Origin of the sequence: Nostoc sp. (assembly GCF_036917975.1) — a bacterium.
GTDB lineage: Bacteria > Cyanobacteriota > Cyanobacteriia > Cyanobacteriales > Nostocaceae > Nostoc.
This window is the reverse complement of the sequence record NZ_JBALEJ010000025.1, coordinates 241,142-257,636: the sequence shown is the minus strand read 5'-3', so window position 1 is coordinate 257,636 and position 16,495 is coordinate 241,142. Positions and strand designations below refer to the sequence as shown.

17 protein-coding genes and 1 pseudogene are annotated in these 16,495 nt (G+C 42.1%); 11 read left to right on the top strand and 7 right to left on the bottom strand.

Annotated features, from left to right (window positions below; genetic code table 11):
- From V7K76_RS12785 to V7K76_RS12770, 4 genes and pseudogenes are all read left to right on the top strand, one after another.
- The coding region (locus V7K76_RS12785) for a helix-turn-helix domain-containing protein (RefSeq protein WP_335029799.1) at positions 1 to 428 on the top strand (428 nt) is incomplete at its 5' end.
- A gap of 104 nt (positions 429 to 532) precedes the next feature.
- A pseudogene (locus tag V7K76_RS12780) lies at positions 533 to 1,153 on the top strand (ATP-binding protein); the annotation flags it as partial.
- A 118-nt stretch (positions 1,154 to 1,271) separates the two neighbouring features.
- Complete coding sequence (locus tag V7K76_RS12775) at positions 1,272 to 1,631, top strand: hypothetical protein (RefSeq protein ID WP_334780489.1); 360 nt, start codon at positions 1,272 to 1,274, stop codon at positions 1,629 to 1,631.
- Complete coding sequence (locus V7K76_RS12770; protein WP_334780490.1) at positions 1,628 to 1,894, top strand: hypothetical protein; 267 nt, start codon at positions 1,628 to 1,630, stop codon at positions 1,892 to 1,894. The genes V7K76_RS12775 and V7K76_RS12770 overlap by 4 nt, the downstream gene beginning before the upstream one ends.
- Here the strand turns inward: V7K76_RS12770 and V7K76_RS12765 are convergent.
- On the bottom strand, positions 1,889 to 2,539 hold the full coding sequence (locus V7K76_RS12765) for a type I restriction endonuclease (protein WP_334780491.1): 651 nt from the start codon (positions 2,537 to 2,539) through the stop codon (positions 1,889 to 1,891). The two genes, V7K76_RS12770 and V7K76_RS12765, sit on opposite strands and share 6 nt — an antisense overlap.
- Before the next feature lie 182 nt (positions 2,540 to 2,721).
- Between V7K76_RS12765 and V7K76_RS12760 the strand changes: the two genes are divergently transcribed.
- The 4 genes from V7K76_RS12760 (at position 2,722) to V7K76_RS12745 (ending at position 6,727) form a co-directional block, all read left to right on the top strand.
- On the top strand, positions 2,722 to 3,738 hold the full coding sequence (locus tag V7K76_RS12760; RefSeq protein ID WP_334953578.1) for a YihY/virulence factor BrkB family protein: 1,017 nt from the start codon (positions 2,722 to 2,724) through the stop codon (positions 3,736 to 3,738).
- Positions 3,739 to 3,966: 228 nt separating this feature from the next.
- Positions 3,967 to 4,518, top strand: coding sequence for a DUF421 domain-containing protein (locus V7K76_RS12755; protein WP_334780493.1), 552 nt, complete (start codon positions 3,967 to 3,969; stop codon positions 4,516 to 4,518).
- Positions 4,519 to 4,558: 40 nt separating this feature from the next.
- Positions 4,559 to 5,854 (top strand): adenylosuccinate lyase, encoded by a 1,296-nt coding sequence (gene purB, locus V7K76_RS12750; RefSeq protein ID WP_179063707.1) that lies wholly within the window; start codon positions 4,559 to 4,561, stop codon positions 5,852 to 5,854.
- Between the two features lie 324 nt (positions 5,855 to 6,178).
- On the top strand, positions 6,179 to 6,727 hold the full coding sequence (locus tag V7K76_RS12745) for a DUF4126 domain-containing protein (RefSeq protein WP_334780494.1): 549 nt from the start codon (positions 6,179 to 6,181) through the stop codon (positions 6,725 to 6,727).
- Here V7K76_RS12745 and V7K76_RS12740 read toward each other — a convergent pair.
- Both V7K76_RS12740 and hemH read right to left on the bottom strand, forming a co-directional pair.
- Positions 6,717 to 6,902 carry a hypothetical protein gene (locus V7K76_RS12740; RefSeq protein WP_334780495.1) on the bottom strand — a complete coding sequence of 62 codons (186 nt, stop codon included), beginning with the start codon at positions 6,900 to 6,902 and terminating at the stop codon, positions 6,717 to 6,719. The genes V7K76_RS12745 and V7K76_RS12740 overlap by 11 nt on opposite strands.
- 151 nt (positions 6,903 to 7,053) lie before the next feature.
- Complete coding sequence (gene hemH, locus V7K76_RS12735; RefSeq protein WP_334780496.1) at positions 7,054 to 8,220, bottom strand: ferrochelatase; 1,167 nt, start codon at positions 8,218 to 8,220, stop codon at positions 7,054 to 7,056.
- A gap of 93 nt (positions 8,221 to 8,313) precedes the next feature.
- Between hemH and V7K76_RS12730 the strand changes: the two genes are divergently transcribed.
- The 3 genes from V7K76_RS12730 to V7K76_RS12720 all read left to right on the top strand — a co-directional run bounded on the left by V7K76_RS12730 (position 8,314) and on the right by V7K76_RS12720 (position 10,468).
- Positions 8,314 to 8,937 carry a class I SAM-dependent methyltransferase gene (locus tag V7K76_RS12730; protein ID WP_334780497.1) on the top strand — a complete coding sequence of 208 codons (624 nt, stop codon included), beginning with the start codon at positions 8,314 to 8,316 and terminating at the stop codon, positions 8,935 to 8,937.
- A gap of 94 nt (positions 8,938 to 9,031) precedes the next feature.
- A complete protein-coding gene (locus V7K76_RS12725; RefSeq protein ID WP_334780498.1) occupies positions 9,032 to 9,553 on the top strand; it encodes a DUF29 family protein in 522 nt (173 codons plus the stop codon).
- An 84-nt stretch (positions 9,554 to 9,637) separates the two neighbouring features.
- Entirely contained in the window at positions 9,638 to 10,468 is an 831-nt protein-coding gene (locus tag V7K76_RS12720) for a dienelactone hydrolase family protein (RefSeq protein WP_334780574.1), read from the top strand.
- 11 nt (positions 10,469 to 10,479) lie between these two features.
- Here V7K76_RS12720 and V7K76_RS12715 read toward each other — a convergent pair whose 3' ends face one another.
- The 4 genes from V7K76_RS12715 to V7K76_RS12700 form a co-directional block, all read right to left on the bottom strand.
- Positions 10,480 to 11,421, bottom strand: a complete 942-nt coding sequence (locus tag V7K76_RS12715; protein WP_335029798.1) for an extracellular catalytic domain type 1 short-chain-length polyhydroxyalkanoate depolymerase — start codon at positions 11,419 to 11,421, stop codon at positions 10,480 to 10,482.
- Positions 11,422 to 11,514: 93 nt separating this feature from the next.
- A complete protein-coding gene (locus tag V7K76_RS12710) occupies positions 11,515 to 11,757 on the bottom strand; it encodes a hypothetical protein (RefSeq protein ID WP_334780500.1) in 243 nt (80 codons plus the stop codon).
- 206 nt (positions 11,758 to 11,963) lie between these two features.
- Positions 11,964 to 12,245, bottom strand: coding sequence for a hypothetical protein (locus tag V7K76_RS12705; protein ID WP_334780501.1), 282 nt, complete (start codon positions 12,243 to 12,245; stop codon positions 11,964 to 11,966).
- Positions 12,246 to 12,545: 300 nt separating this feature from the next.
- A complete protein-coding gene (locus tag V7K76_RS12700) occupies positions 12,546 to 15,665 on the bottom strand; it encodes an MFS transporter (protein WP_334780502.1) in 3,120 nt (1,039 codons plus the stop codon).
- Positions 15,666 to 16,495: the final 830 nt, after the last annotated feature.

Below are 16,495 nucleotides of genomic sequence, written 5' to 3'. Positions count from 1 at the left end.
CAGAAATAGTCAAAACAGCGCGAGGACAAGATTCCGTGCGAGCTTTTGCAAAAAAAGCTGGAATCAGTCACAGGACTGTAACACGGTTAGAGGAAGCTGATCTCCATGAACCGGAGGTTACTACTTTGCAAAAAATCGCGCCTTTAGTTGGCTACTCCAAAGAAGAGTTGATAGCCATCTTAGAGGCGAAAGCACATACTCCAGAGATCCGCCAATATCGCATAGCTGAAGATATCATTCCGATGATTAATCAACTCCCCGATGCCGAGGCGGCGAAAGTAGCCCAGCACATAATTGCTCGATTAGCTCGTCCGAAGATTTCAATTAATGGCATTCCGGGAGAAGGCGTCAGTTTCCACATTGAACTGCTGAATCAGAAGGAAATGGCTGATTTATTAAGAGCGATCGCGGAACGGATTGAGCAGTAAAAAAGCGCTTAGTGGAACGGGACAAGCTCGTTCCACTAGGCGCTTACTAGTGTCGGAAGTTTTTGGACGAATTAACAATAGCGAATACTTGCTAATGTCGGAAGTTTCTGGACGAGTTGACAGAATTTAAACGAGATGTGTTGGAATTTCTGCGTCAACCTCTAGAAGATGGCTACGTCACAATTTCCCGCACCAAATTATCGGTAATGTTTCCCGCGCAGTTTACTTTGGTGGCGAGTACTAATCCCTGTCCTTGCGGTTACTATGGCGATACCATCCAACAATGTACTTGTTCTCCCCGGCAACGCGAGCAATATTGGGCAAAACTTTCTGGGCCGTTGATGGATCGAATTGATTTACAAGTTGCAGTAAATCGCTTAAAACCAGAAGAAATTACCCAACAACCGACAGGAGAAACATCAACATCAGTACGCGAAAGGGTGCAACAAGCAAGCGATCGCGCCATCACCCGTTTCCAAGGAGAAGCAAATCTGCGTTGCAATGCCCATTTGCAAAGTCGTCATCTCCAGAAATGGTGCAAGTTAGATGATGCTAGTCGCAATTTATTAGAAGCAGCAATTAGAAAATTAGGTTTATCAGCCAGAGCCAGCGATCGCATTCTCAAAGTAGCACGAACTATTGCAGATTTAGCAGGAGAAGATGAGCTAAAAACTAATCATGTGGCGGAAGCAATTCAGTATCGCACAATCGACAGAATGCAGTAGTTTTCTTATATGATGGCTTAACTCTATCAAAGGTTAACGCAGATAATTCGTGCTACCAGCAGCTAGAACAGCAAAGCTAAAGCTATGATTCTAATAAATGAGTGACAGTCCAAATCTTATGGAAATCAATACTTTAGCAGAATCACAGACCACAAATTTAAAAGTCAATATTTTGCTGGAAATTAGAGAAGATGGTAGCGCGATCGCATCTATTTTGGAACTTCCACAGTATCGTGTCGAAGCGGCAACTCGTGAACAGGTACTCTTGAAACTGAACCAGCTTTTGGTTCAACATCTGGACAAAGTTGAAGTCATTCCGATGGAAATCAAATTGCCTCAAACTCATCAATCTCAAAAACCTTGGATGAAATTTGCAGGAGTATTTAAAGATGATCCAGACTTTGACGTAGTTCAGCAGTATATTCAAGAGTATCGTCAAGAATTGGATACTACTGAGAATCAGAGGGAAGCAAGTTGAGTCTTTGGATTCTCGATACTGATAGCGTTTCTCTTTTCCAGAGAGGAAATTTAGAAATTGTTCGTCGCCTAAACATGATTGAAGCTGGCGAATTAGCGATTACAATTGTTACTGTCGAGGAACAACTTCGTGGACGATTTCAAGTCATTCGACGAGCGGCTACTAATGATTTGGTTTCGGCTTATGAAAAACTACAGGTAACGTTCGATAGTTTGAAAAGCTTCAATATTTATTGGACTTTATATATTTATTGGACTTTATAAAGCTGTAGACGCAGAAGAAATTAACTGACCAATACGCTTGAGAATTTGCAAAACGGCGTACAGTTCTCTCGCGGATGCAAACGGGGCAAAAACTCTTGACAAATCGTACTGTGGCGTATTTGTTTGCGTCACTTTCACAAATAAAATATCGTCTCCATTCGTCACCATCCCAAACACAGGTTTACTGGGGTTAGGGTTAGCCATCATATAAGCTAGGGCTTGCGGTAAAGCTGACCAAACTGATAGCGTGGTTTTTTTTGACTCCAACACCATCACCCACAACTGATCTTGTAACACTAAAACATCAATCCTTCCGCGCAATATCTCCTCACCATCATTTAGCACTAGTTCCACGGATGATTCAGCCTTAATTCTGAAAGGAGGATCGTAAAATCCAGAGAGTGCAAGTATTGGTGATACTAACAACAATATGACTGTCCCTTCTAGTAAATCACCCCCGGCACGGTGATAAAGATACCTACGACGCACGACATCTACAGAGGCTTTTTCCGCTTCTGTAATTTCAGACAATCCCTCATACCACTCTGGGAAAAATTGCTCGTCTTCAACGCGGACAAAACCAAATCGATTTTCTGCATCCTCAAGAGTGGTAATCGCTTCTGTAATTGCTGCGGTCTGTGTCATTGCTTCTAGATAGGCTATAGGATCAACATTAGCGCATCTTTAATTATCGCCAATTGGCGATAAAGTTCTAAACTCCTCCCCAAGGACGCTGCAAAAACACCCTTGGGAGGATGTTACAACTCAGTAAATCAGTATCCAATATATCAGGGACTAAGCAACATCCCTAGAAGGAGACTGATTTGATGAATCTGCGAGCAATTTGGAAGTTATTACAAGAGACATTCAAAGAATGGAGTGAGGATAAAGCCTCAAGGTTAGCGGCGGCGTTAGCTTATTACACGATTTTTTCCATTGCACCGTTGCTAATTATTGTAATTGCGATCGCAGGTGCAGTGTATGGAGAGGAAGCGGCAAGAGGTCAAATCGTCGGACAAATCCAAGGTTTAGTCGGGCCAGATGGCGCAAAGTTTCTCGAAACAGCGATTCAGAATGCTAACAAACCACAAACAGGAGCGATCGCATCCATTATTAGTGTTGTAGTTTTGATCTTAGGTGCTACTGGTTTATTTACTGAATTGCAAGATGCCATGAACACGATTTGGGAAGTGAAACCAAAACCTGGACGTGGCGTAACTAACATGATTCGCCTACGTTTTTTGTCCTTTGCAATGGTGATTGGGATTGGCTTTTTACTTTTAGTTTCTCTGGTAATTAGTACGGCGTTAGCAGCATTAGTAACATACTTTAGCAACTTGTTACCAGGTGTTGATTTTATCTGGCAGATTCTCAATTTCATCCTCTCTTTTGCCATCACTACGTTCCTATTTGGACTAATTTTTAAAGTTCTCCCAGATGTCAAAATTGCTTGGAGTGACGTTTTAGTTGGAGCTATTCTCACCTCATTTTTGTTTTCCATCGGGAGATTTTTATTAGGACAATATTTAGGTAATGGTAGTTTTGGTTCAGCTTATGGTGCTGCTGGTTCACTGGTTGTGATTTTAGCTTGGGTTAATTATGCCGCACAGATTCTTTTCTTTGGTGCAGAGTTTACCCAAGTTTATGCCAGAAGATACGGTAGCGGCATAACTCCAACTAAACATGCCATACCTCTGTCTGATAATACAAAATATGATGACACTACTTCAACCAAGCAAGTATCCACTAATAAAAAGACATCTTCCAGTTTTATTAATCCCTTATTTCAGAATTTTAAAAAGCCCAAGCGCTTAAAACAGAGAAGAAGAAATCAGCGATTTTAATCCATGATTGCAGTAAAATTATACTTCTAAATCTGATAGATATTGAAGCATTTAATATCAAATCTGGTTAATTAGTGATGATTCCCATATTTGAATTTCTTCCCCGTCAGTTGGGTGGAGTTATTCGGGTTTAATTAAGTCATCAACCAGAGATGATATAACTTCTAATAAAAGTCAGCTTTATAAAAAAACACAAATAAATTTATACTGGATTTTTTCCAGAATTATATGGAAAAATGGTTTTTCATCAATTGGCACGCAATTTTTGTTCCTAGTATCAGTGTATTTGAGTTGATTATCCGTGGTTCACTGGTCTACTTAGCGCTGTTCTCAGTGCTACGCCTACTTCCTAGCCGACAATTAGGAACGCTAGGAATTACTGATTTACTCGTAGTTGTGTTATTTGCGGAAGCTGCTCAAAATGCAATGGCAAGTAATTACACATCGATTACTGAAGGTGCGATTCTGGTCGGAACGGTGATTTTTTGGAGTTACTTGCTGAATTGGTTAGGCTACAAACTTCCCCAGTTCCAACGTTTCTTGAATCCGCCACCACTGCTGCTGGTAAAAAATGGTCGGATGATTGAACCTCATCTGCAACGAGAGTTAATTACAGAGGATGAGTTGATGAGCAAGCTACGTCAGCAAGGTGTAGAATTTTTAGCTGATGTGAAGTTCGCGTATATAGAGGCTGATGGCAGGATTAGTATCATCATGTCGGATTCAAAAACTAGTTCCGTCCCTGAGCAAAAAGTAGCGTTAAAAAGCGATCTAGATTAATTAAACTGTAAAATATGACGGTTGTATTCTGTGCCGAACTGTGATTGAGCGTTATACTTTGCCCGAAATGGCTAATCTGTGGAATGAAGCCTATAAACTAAAAACTTGGCTGCAAGTCGAAATTGCTGTTTGTGAGGCTCAAGCTGAACTTGGTTACATTCCATCTGAAGCTGTTGAGGAAATTAAAGCCAAAGCAGATTTTGACCCGAAGCGGGTGTTAGAAATTGAAGCTGTAGTCCGCCATGATGTCATTGCTTTCTTGACAAATGTCAACGAATATGTAGGTGATGCTGGACGCTATATTCACCTGGGTTTAACTAGTTCGGATGTTTTGGATACGGCTTTAGCACTGCAATTAGTTGCCAGCCTAGATATATTGTTGCAACGTCTAGAAGATTTGATTCAGGTAATTCGCCAAAAAGCACGGGAACATCGTCATACAGTGATGGCTGGCCGATCGCATGGTATTCACGCTGAACCAATTACTTTTGGTTTTAAGCTAGCTGGTTGGTTAGCAGAGGTGTTGCGACATCAAGAACGCCTGATAATACTCCGGCAAACGATCGCTGTGGGTAAGATTTCTGGTGCGGTGGGAACTTATGCCAATATTGAACCCCGTGTAGAAGCGATCGCTTGTCAAAAACTCGGACTAAAACCCGATACAGCCTCAACACAAGTTATTTCCCGCGATCGCCACGCTGACTACGTGCAACAATTAGCCTTGGTAGCAGCCACCATTGAACGCTTTGCTGTAGAAATTCGCAATCTCCAAAAAACAGACGTTCTAGAAGTTGAAGAATTTTTCGCCAAAGGTCAAAAAGGTTCCTCAGCAATGCCACACAAGCGCAATCCCATTCGTTCGGAACGATTAACGGGAATGGCACGACTCGTCAGAAGTCACGCAGGTGCAGCTTTAGAAAACGTTGCCCTCTGGCATGAGCGAGACATTTCCCATAGTTCTGTAGAGCGGGTAATTTTGCCAGATGCTTGCACTTTGACTCACTTCATGTTGTCAGAAATAACCGACTTGGTGAAAAACCTGTTAGTCTATCCTGAGAACATGAAACGGAATCTCAACTGTTACGGTGGCGTTGTGTTCAGCCAAAAAGTATTACTGGCTTTGATAGACAAGGGAAGCAACCGAGAAGATGCTTATGCGATCGTCCAAGAAAGCGCTCACGCCGCTTGGAACAAACCAGCAGGCAACTTTCAGGACTTAATTAGCAAAGACCCGCGTGTTACCCAAAAGCTGTCTCCAGAAGAACTAGAGGTGTGTTTCGACCCCCAGCAACATCTGCGGCATTTAGAAGAAGTTTACCAACGATTAGGAATTTAGCATTAATTTACCTGTAGTGAGCGCTTAAGCGCTTGCTACTAACCTTTTAGGGAACTCCAAGAAATAAATTATCCAATATTGTGGGGTGGGCATCTTGCCCGCCATATCGACTGGGCGGGCGAGACGCCCAAGTTAATTGGATATTTTTTTATTTGGAAGTCCCTTACCCCAAAAATACGCAGATATTATAAAACAAGATATAAAAAGATACCAACAATATTTAGTATTGCATTGTTGAAGAGTGTCCCTCTAATGCTGAAATTATTGTTTACACTGGGTAGTATATAGAACAAATACTTATTTATTAGTGTTAACAGTGCTTTGATGATTGAAATCCTAGCCACACTTTCTGCCTCTGCGGCAGCAGGAATGAGAATAGGCATACCTTTGTTGATTATTGGACTATTGCAAGGTAGTGATTTGTGGTCACAAGTTCCAATTTTATCTCACATTTCTCCACCACTATTATTAGGTTGCCTCACCAGCTGGTCATTAATTGAATTATTAGTCTCAAAAAAACTATGGGGGCAAAGATTTTTACAACTGGTTCAGTTATTCATGTCTCCCATCGTCGGCGCAATTATGGGGTTAGGAGTAGCTACCGCAACAGCAACGCCAAACTGGTTGATTGCCATCATTGGAGGTTTGTTAGCTTTGGTACTCCAGCTAGTCCAAGTTGGTTGGTTCTATAGGTTACGTGGCTTACCATTGTGGGCAGTCTTTCTTCAAGATACCTTGTGCATTGCCCTAGTACTTTTTGCCTTTGATGCTCCTTGGCAAGGAGGAGTAATTGCTTTAATACTGCTCTGGTTCGCAGTTCGTAGTGCGAAGCAGTGGTATGACTGGCGCAGGGGATTAGGGACTAGGTACTAGGGACTGGGGATTGGGGATTGGGGACTGGGGACTGGGGACTGGGGATTGAGGATTGATTGGTGGTAGGGCAATAGGTTCGGTTAAGGCAAGAGATGCGATGAATCGCCGTCCCTACAATAATCAGTTTTTGGTAGAGATGGCGATTCATCGCGTCTTTGTGATCTAGAATTTTCATCAAAAAACCTTAAGCGAACCATATTGGGTGGTAGGGGACTAAGAACTGGGGATTAGGGATTATATTATTCTTCCTTTACCTCTCCTACTCCTTTCTGCTTTTCCCTTCCACTCTCCCTCTTCATTACCCAATCCCCAATCCCCAGCCCCCTTTACTGCAAAATCCCAATCATGTGCAAGAAGCCGTGACCGGTAATTAGCTCAATGATTAAGGCAATAAAACCCAGCATCGCAATCCGACCATTCCATACTTCAGCGCTAGTTGTCAGTCCCCATTCCCAACGCTCTTGGGGGTACATCTTTACCATTTTTTTTATTTGGGCAGCTTGCGAAAGCTTGAAACTAGGGTTTCTCAGCGCATCAATCACTAATTGGGCTAGTGCATTAATAAATACTGGATGGGTATTGGGAGCCGGTACGCGGCGGAAGTTGTGGATTCCTGCTTCTTCGGCTACTTCTCGATACTCAATATCAATTTCTTGTAGTGTCTCGATATGCTCTGAGACAAAACTGATTGGCACTACAACCAAATCTTTTACGCCTTGTGCGCCTAGTTCTTTGAGGGCATCTTCAGTATAGGGTTGGAGCCATTCTACTGGGCCGACACGACTTTGGTAAGCTAAGGTGTGAGCATTGGGTCGATTGAGGGTCTGGATAATCAGGGCACTACATTCTTCAATTTCCTGCTGGTAAGGGTCGCCTGCTTCTTCAACGTAGCTTTTCGGAACGCCGTGAGCGCTGAAGAATATATGAACCTCATCCGGGTTAGGAAACTGCTCAAGTTCTTGGGCTATGAGTTGCGCCATTGCTTGCAGGTAGCCTGGTTCTTTGTACCAAGAAGGAATGACGGTGTAATCAATGGGTTGAAGTTTTGGATCTTCTTGCCAAATCTTTTCTAAAAGCCGGAAGCTGGAACCACTGGTACTAATGGAAAACTGGGGATATAGTGGTAATATTACTAGGTGTTCTACATTATCTTGGGCAATCTGTGCGATCGCTTCTTCTGTATAGGGATGCCAATAACGCATTCCTACGTAAATATTGGCTTCTTGTCCCAAATAACCCAACTGTTCTTTTAAAGCTTCCCCTTGTGCTTCTGTAATCCGTCGCAGTGGAGAACCACCACCGATTTGCTTATAATTTGCTTGAGATGTTCTGGTTCGCCGTGTGGCAATAAACCAGGCTAGGGGCTTTTGCAACCAGCGAAATGGTAGGCGAATAATTTCTGGATCGGAAAATAGGTTGTACAAAAACGGCCCGACATCCTCTAGCTTGTCGGGGCCACCGAGATTGAGTAATAAGACGCCTACACGACCCATAGCAGTTACTTTCCCCCAATCTTTTCAGGTTTTTTACTAATGTTAACAATATATCTTTATTAAATATAAAGCTTAATAGCAAGGAAATATGCAATGGCAACAATTTTAAGAGATTGGAGTTACCGTTATCAGTGGTTGTATGATGGTATTTCGCGTTTAGCAGCCTTAAGTGTAGGTGGTGAAGCCCGTTTTCGGCAACTTGCTTTGCAAGGCTTAACAATTCACTCAGATACTCAGATTTTAGATTTGTGTTGTGGCAGTGGTCAAACGACGCAATTTTTGGCAAAAACTTCACAAAACGTAATAGGATTAGACGCTTCACCCAAGTCTTTGCAACGGGCGCGGCAAAATGTACCTGAAGCTTCTTATGTAGAAGCTTTTGCCCAGGAGATGCCATTTGCAGATAATCTATTTGATTTGGTGCATATCAGTGTTGCATTACATGAGATGCAGCCTCAGCAATTACAAAAAATTATTAATGAAGTTTATCGAGTGCTGAAACCTGGAGGAGTATTTACGTTGGTAGATTTTCACGCTCCGACAAATCCGATATTTTGGCCTGGGATATCGATATTTTTGTTGTTGTTTGAGACGGAAACAGCTTGGGAATTGCTGAAAACTGATTTAGTTGAGTTGTTAGCTAATACTGGCTTTAAAGCGAGTAAGTCAACTTTATATGCAGGTGGAAGTTTGCAGGTGATACAGGCGAATAAGTGAATAATACTACTTTATTAATATCAGCTAAAAAACTCTGCTATTAATAAAGTAGAGGTGATGTTATATAGTACTTAAGCAGGTTGGCAGTGAAGAAATGACACAGGAACTAATAGACCTCAAAAAGAGTATTCTGGAAGGACGTTATGCAGATGCCTTGGCAATTGTAGACGAATTAGAAGGCATGAGTAAACAAGCTATTCTGCGGAATATCCAAGCTTATTTAAGGATTCTGCTAATTCATTTGATTAAGAACCAAGTAGAACAACGATTAACTGGTTCATGGGCAAATTCTATTCGTAATTCAATTCGAGAAATTAAAAGTCTTAATATCAAAGATAATAAAAAATCTTACTATATTAATTTAGGTGAGTGGGAGAGCTTGATAGAAGAGGAAGTAATCGAAGATGCGATCGCTGATGCCAGTGATCAAGTAATGAATGAAATATATAATCAATTCCAACTGTCTGAAATAGTGGATAGGAACCAAATTATTCAGACTGCATTGAAGTTTTTGGCACTAACTTATTCCTATTCGGCTAAGGAGTTACCCGCAGTTTTAGCTGAAAATTTAACCCAGTTATCCGGTGGAGAGGATTGGAAAGCAGGTAGGCGGTAAGCTGATTGATAAGTTGTAGTATTTATTTTATAGTACTGTACGTATAACAAATAATAAAATTTTCGCTAATTAAAGGTAGAGATGATGCAAGAAGTAACTCGCCGCCAATTCATTGCAACAGCCACCCTAGCAACAGGTTTTGCCCTCGCAGTACAACCCATTTCTGCCGGAGTCATCACCACTGATGATAAGGGGTTAGTCGCTGGTGCGGTGAAAATTCCTGTTAAAGATGGCGAAATTCCTGCCTATAGGGCAGCACCGGCTACTGGTGAAAATTTCCCAATTGTTTTGGTAATTCAAGAAATCTTTGGCGTACACGAGCATATTCAGGATATCACTCGTCGCTTTGCTCGGTTGGGGTATTTAGCGATCGCACCGGAATTATTTATCCGTCAAGGCGATGTCTCAAAGTTAAGCAGCATAGACGAAATTCGCCCAATTGTCGCTAAAGTACCAGATGCCCAGGTGTTATCTGATCTCGATGCCACAGTAGATTGGGCAAAGAAGTCAGCTAAGGGTAATGGCCAAAAGTTGGGAATTACAGGCTTTTGTTGGGGTGGTCGTATTACCTGGTTATATGCAGCGCACAATCCCAGCGTGAAGGCAGGTGTGGCATGGTACGGGCGACTCGTAGGTGATGCCACTGAACTTCAGCCCAAGTACCCCATCGATATTGTATCGACGCTGAAAGTCCCCATTCTCGGACTTTATGGTGGGAAGGATACGGGTATTCCTCTAGATACTGTAGAGCAGGTGCGCGATCGCTTAAAATCCAGCAATAGCAAATCTGAAATTATCGTCTATCCCGATGCGCCCCACGCATTTTTTGCCGATTATCGCCCCTCCTACCGCGAGAAGGAAGCGAAGGATGGCTGGAAACGCCTCTTGGCATGGTTTAAGCAAAATGGTGTTTAAAAAACTTTGGTCTATGAACTGTGACGTTGAAAAAAGTTCCAAATTGTTTCGCTGGCGTTCAACCCCAGCTTGGCATTGAATTTGTTTAGGTTCTCGTCAGTTGAGGAACCACCAGGCCAAAAATGTCCACCGTTTACTACCGCTAGCTGCCAGACTTCTGAGTTGCCACTGCAAGCTGTGTAGAGAGCGGTTTTTACTTTCTCTTCAGAAAAATTTGGAGATGCCTTTGATGAGCTACATTGATCGTGCGATCGCCAAAAATCTACCATATCTGAGATCGAAACCAGCGCTCCTCGTTGAGTGTGGTCGTCACCTTCATAAAGTACGTCGTGATCGTTTGTACCGTTAATCATTAACATCGATACGGAAGTTTTAGGCTGGCAATTAGGTTTGAGTCTAACTGGAAGCGAACCCGCTACTGATGCAAAACCAGCAATTTTATCAGGTAATTTACAAGCCAGTGCTTGGGTAAGTATGCCACCTCTAGAAAAACCAGTGGCGTAAACTTTATGGCTATCAATATTGATATCCTGCTGAAGGCGATCGATCAAAGCACTGACAAACAAAACATCATCCACCTTTCCTTGAGCGTTACCTCTCAGGCTCCATTTTTGGTCAATTCCATCTGGATAAACAACAATAAATCCTTGTTGCTCTGCTAATTCATTGAAGTGAGTCACATTACTAATAGACCGTCCACTACCATCATCTCCATGAAACACTAAAACTAACGGCATTGGGCGGTCTGGATTATAAGATTTTGGAGTATAAAAATAGTAAGTACGTAATTTTCCTTGGTTATTTAATTCTCCATAATGATCGCCACTCAAGATTTTTTCTTTACCTATATTTCTTTCTTCAGCCTGAATGGAATCGCAGGCTGTCAATAAAGTAATTCCTAATATAAGTATCAGAAGTTTTTTAAAAAGTCCAGAAGTTTGATATATGTTCATATTAATAGATGCTTTGCAAGTCTTATTGAGCAACAAGTTTTTATCTAATAGAGGCTAACAACCCAAGTAGGATTGTTAGCCTCTATCCAGATACTAAACTCTTATATTTACATATCGAGCAGGAACTCGAATCTTAACCCATCTGTTACCACGTCGTACTGTTTCCCAATGTGCACGAATTAACTTTCGTTGATATCGAGCAACAACAGGTTTATGCACAACAGCAACTCTATGAACATCGGGTCTGACAATTAGTTCTGCTGCTGATGCTTGTGAGGGTAAGGAGGAAATTGCAAATGGTAGAGCAAGTAATGCACCTAATAAAATACGTTTCATGTTCAAATCTCCATCAATTAATTAACTTGAGTTTGCTGCACAGCTTCATTGATTTGCTGTATTACTCCCAGTTTAAAATACTGAATAATAAAATACAGGGGAATAAAGTCACAATTGAAGTATGACTTTATTCACATTTTGGACTTTGGATAAAAAGATGAGTTCAGTGATACCACTTAACAACTAGTATTATTTTATTATTTAAATCATTCTACATACTGAATTTTTAAGACAATAATACCAATCAATACAGCAAGACCTAACGCTCTGCGAAAATAGTTAACGCCTTGAAATAGTTCCAGCCACGCCCAAGTGAACAAGGAGCCATTTGCCAGAACATCTAATACTGTATTGATTTTCCCAGTTGTAAAAATTAGAGTTAGTAAACTAGCTACTATCCAAAGAATAAGTGGCGGGTTTGGCATTTCAGCCACAACAATTTTGCCATTGCTATCACGGAAGGTTTTATCAAATAATGTATTTTGCATTCTTTGAAATTGCTTGCTACTTAGGTAAAAATTTTTAACTTGCAAAAAATCCGGGGCGTTATACTGAGAATAGGCTGAGGACTTATTGCAAATTATCTAATAATATTAAAACATTCAGACAAATATCTTTTCAATTATCTAATGGCTGAGATTAGAGCGGTCAAGCATATTCATATATGATTATATTGAAAGGCATACTCAGATGAAATTGCCAATATATTTCAGGATAAATGACATCCCAAACATAGAAAAGCCTCCTAGTGTAGGAGGCTTAAAAATTAGCAGAGACAACTTGTTTAACTACAGCTTAACTACAGCGATCGCTCCTCCTAATGCAGAGAAAAAGGCGGAAACGGATGCTGTGGCAAATAACCACCACGCTGCTGTCGCTGCGGCTTTGCGGGTTTCTTCTGCTTGGCGCTGTGCTTGATGCTTCACCTGTTCTAGGCGGCGTTGGGCTTCATGCTGTATGCGTTCTGCACGTTGCAATACTGTGTTGCGGGCCCGTTCAATTTGGTCGATGATCCGGTTGGCGTCTTCCTCGGAGATGTCCTCACGAGAACTCATAATTGCCACTAGGGTATCACGGTCAAAGGAGGAGAGGCGATCGCGCAGAGCATCAAATCCTGCTTGAGGATCGTCAAAAAATGTGCGAACATCGCGCTTAATACTATCATAGTTAAGTTCTGGGCGATCCAGAGAGTTGAGATAGTTACGGATACGAGCAAAAACCCCATCAATTGCATCTTGAATGCCTCGTTGGATGTTCCGCACTTGTTCGACAAATTGATCCTTTACGGATACGATGCTATCGGCAATCCGCGCTGCTTCTTCATCAGAAATATCTTCCCGAATTTTCAGCAGGGCGATAATGGTAGAACGATCAAACTGAGAAAGGCGATCGCTAAAACTTTCCACCCCAACTCGCGGATCGTGCAATAATAATTGCAAGTCGCGTTTGATACCTTCTGGATTTAGTTCTTCTTTGCCAGTTTGACGCAGATACTCTTCTAGATAACCTTTGAATGTTTCCACTCTTTGCTGTGTACGGCTAGCTAGGCGACGAGGCGCACGTACAAAGTTGCGAATCGAAGTTTGGGTGGAATCAATGATTTCATTGACTTGTTCTTCACTCAAATCTTGGCGTTGACTGAGTAATTTCACCAGTGTATCCCGGTCTACCTGCGACAAGCGACGGCGCAGGGCGACGGCTCCCTCTTTGGGATTTTCAAACAATCTGGTCAAGTCTCGCTGAATACCTTCTGGATTGAGTTCTTGTTTACCAGTGTTTCGTAAGTAATCTGCGATCGTTGTCGTCACCGAGTCGTATTGCTCTTTCGCTTTATCGACTACAGCTTGGGGTGTATGGCGAATATTATGCCATGACTCTTCAGTAGCATTGATGATTTGATTAACTTGATCTTCACTCAAATCTTCTCGCTGACTCAACAATTGCACTAAGGTATCGCGGTCAAAGCGAGATAAGCGCGCCCGAATTGAGGTAATCCCAGCTTGCGGATCTTCTAGTAGCTTTTTGAAGTCGGCGCGGATGGCATCAGGATTCAGTTCTGATTTGCCGGTGTTACGCAGATATGATTCTACATTCAGCCACAGGGTTTCTGCCTGATATTGTGCCTGTTCTGCTAGTCCTTTGGATTCTACCAAGACGCGATCGCGTTGTTTTTCCAACTCGTCGAGAATGCTGTCTACTTCATATAGCTGGACATCATTACGTTGTAGCAATATCTCCCGAATTTCTTGGCGTTCAATGTGAGCCAATCGCAATGTCAGGGTTTCATAATCTGCTTCTGAGTCTGTCAGCAGTGGTTTGAAATTCTGCTCAATGCCTTCGGGAGTCAAATCTGCTTTCGGAGTAACAAGCAGATAACTTTCTACTGCGCGTTGCAAGTCTTGGACTATATCTCTTTCTTCAATAGCTCTGACTGTTACTAGCACTTCTTGGCGAACAGTTTCTAGCTGATTTGCAATGCGCTGAATTTGACCTTGGGTAAGCAATCCCCGTTGTTGCAAAATTTTGGCGAAATCATTGCGGGATAGTCGTTCTAGTTCCCTGCGGACGATTCCAGGGTCGGCTGCTGGGTCGTAGATGACATCATGAAATTCCTGGGCAATTCTTTCTGGACTCAGTTGCCAAGCATAAGTATTGTACAGGTAGTTTTCCACATCAGCCCGAATTGGGCTATAAGGTTGTGATGGTGTTGGCAAGCCTAGCTTATCTGCTTGTTCGGTGACTTTATCTTTGGCGCTGGTGAGAGTACCCAAGATTTTTTCCACATCCAAATCAGACAAATCTGTGCGTCCTAACACAATGCCGGTTAAGGCAGATAATCCTTGCTGGAGTGTACTTTGAATTGGCCCGGTAGCTGCCTTTTGACCAGATTCTTTAGAACCACGGTTTTCTGCTAATAACCGTTCCAGCTTGGCGTTGAGTTCATCTGTTTTGTTTTGTCCTGGTGGGAGTGATTTCAGATAATCGATTAACTCACCCAAACGGTCTTGGGTGGCTGGTTGCTGACTTACCACTTGCTGCCAAACTTTAAATAAAGTATCAGCAATGCGGCTAACATCTTTTTTGGAAAGATCGGTGCGACTGCTGACTAACTCGATAAATTTTTGGCGATCGATGTTGCGGATATCTGGAGTCCCGGCGATCGCTTTTAATTGCGGATCGTTGAGTAGATTTTCAAAATCGCTCCGAATCTTTGATACATCGAGTTCTGGAGGACGGATCTTTTCTAAGTAATCTTCAATGTTTTCTCGGATACTCGCGGGGTCGATGGCGCTTCCGAGTTCTCGACGGACAGCGGCGGCGGCGGCTTCTGCTGTGGCTACCACTTGGTTATTTATAGCTTTAGCACCCAAGGCGGCAGTAGCAGTCCCCATAATCGCCTGAAACCCAGATGTTGCCGTATTGACAACTGAGCCGATTAAAGAGCCTACAGTGGTGGAACTGACCCAAACTAGGAGCAAAAAGTAAGCACCCCAAATCACCAAACCGAGAATCGCTCCCAATCCTCGGTCTGAGATTACAAGGCTCAATTTTACTGCTAGGAAAGAAGCGATTAATAAGGCGACTGTTACAGTGACTAATGTCCAAATCCCCACTGCTGTGCCGATTTTGCGAATACTGCCGCCTAAACTTCCGACTTCCCCATTATCTGAATCCGAGTCAGATGAGTGCCCCAGGTAGGAAATACCGGCTGCAAGGGAGAGATTAGTTAGAACTAATTGGAAAGCAAAGGCTAGAATCACGCCGGAGATTAAAGCCACAAAAAAGCGTGGCCCGGAAATGAGAACCGATGCCTGTGCTGGCGTGATATTTGAGGCATCTACTTGAGTCTGTGCCACCCATAGTAGTGGTTTGTAGAGTCCCACCATGATTTCCGTACTTTGGAGCATTGGATTTCCTTTTTCTAAGTTTAAAATTGGGGAATTAAGAATTTCTTGAGAAGCAAATCTTAGTATTTATTGTTTTTACCTATGGCATTACCTAACTCTTTAGATCAGAATCGTAGAATTTAGCTGTTTAAAGCATCTCTCTAAGGGTTGAAACCGTCATCCAACGGAAGATATAAATTTTACCATCTCTTGCTAAAAATATTAATTAAATTAGCATGTAAACATTAATTGTATGCTGTCGATTTTTAATTTTTAATTGCTTATTTATAGCGATTTGTTTTAATTAAATTGATGATATTTGCTATCCTTTATCACCCTCTATAGGTCAATAAACTTGGGTTAGGAAGGTAGATTAAATAAGATGTAAAACTTCATCCTGTCTCCAGCTTCCCTCTCCAATATATCGGCTACGATGTACACACAAGTCCTAAAAAGCTTGTTTGATAGGACTTTTTTCGTTCCCAGTCTCCGACTGGGAATGCATTCATTGAGTCTCTGACTCCATATCTGACTGGAGGCAGAGCCTCTAAATCAGGCATTACCATGCAGAGCTTGTGTTCGAGAGCAACGATAAAACTCTACAATATAAAAGCTCGATTTTCAAGATAGTCGCTATAAATCGATGCGATTCCACTCCGTAAAAGCTGCTATAAAATACTTACAAAGAACAGCGATCGCATTTTCTCGTAAAATATTGGGTTTTGTTCCCTAACCCAATCCAATACTGTTCGCTTAAGTCAAGAGACGCGATGAATCGCCGTCTCTACAATAGACATAGGAGTGAAAATGAATGTAGAGACGTAGCACTGCTACGTCTCTACAAGGATTCT

Bases quoted from the DNA above. Each gene is read 5' to 3' on its own strand.
- V7K76_RS12775 (WP_334780489.1), top strand. From the start codon at position 1,272: ATGGAAATCAATACTTTAGCAGAATCACAGACCACAAATTTAAAAGTC.
- V7K76_RS12765 (WP_334780491.1), bottom strand. From the start codon at position 2,539: ATGACACAGACCGCAGCAATTACAGAAGCGATTACCACTCTTGAGGAT.
- V7K76_RS12760 (WP_334953578.1), top strand. From the start codon at position 2,722: ATGAATCTGCGAGCAATTTGGAAGTTATTACAAGAGACATTCAAAGAA.
- V7K76_RS12755 (WP_334780493.1), top strand. From the start codon at position 3,967: ATGGAAAAATGGTTTTTCATCAATTGGCACGCAATTTTTGTTCCTAGT.
- V7K76_RS12745 (WP_334780494.1), top strand. From the start codon at position 6,179: ATGATTGAAATCCTAGCCACACTTTCTGCCTCTGCGGCAGCAGGAATG.
- V7K76_RS12740 (WP_334780495.1), bottom strand. From the start codon at position 6,902: ATGAAAATTCTAGATCACAAAGACGCGATGAATCGCCATCTCTACCAA.
- hemH (WP_334780496.1), bottom strand. From the start codon at position 8,220: ATGGGTCGTGTAGGCGTCTTATTACTCAATCTCGGTGGCCCCGACAAG.
- V7K76_RS12730 (WP_334780497.1), top strand. From the start codon at position 8,314: ATGGCAACAATTTTAAGAGATTGGAGTTACCGTTATCAGTGGTTGTAT.
- V7K76_RS12725 (WP_334780498.1), top strand. From the start codon at position 9,032: ATGACACAGGAACTAATAGACCTCAAAAAGAGTATTCTGGAAGGACGT.
- V7K76_RS12720 (WP_334780574.1), top strand. From the start codon at position 9,638: ATGCAAGAAGTAACTCGCCGCCAATTCATTGCAACAGCCACCCTAGCA.
- V7K76_RS12715 (WP_335029798.1), bottom strand. From the start codon at position 11,421: ATGAACATATATCAAACTTCTGGACTTTTTAAAAAACTTCTGATACTT.
- V7K76_RS12710 (WP_334780500.1), bottom strand. From the start codon at position 11,757: ATGAAACGTATTTTATTAGGTGCATTACTTGCTCTACCATTTGCAATT.
- V7K76_RS12705 (WP_334780501.1), bottom strand. From the start codon at position 12,245: ATGCAAAATACATTATTTGATAAAACCTTCCGTGATAGCAATGGCAAA.
- V7K76_RS12700 (WP_334780502.1), bottom strand. From the start codon at position 15,665: ATGCTCCAAAGTACGGAAATCATGGTGGGACTCTACAAACCACTACTA.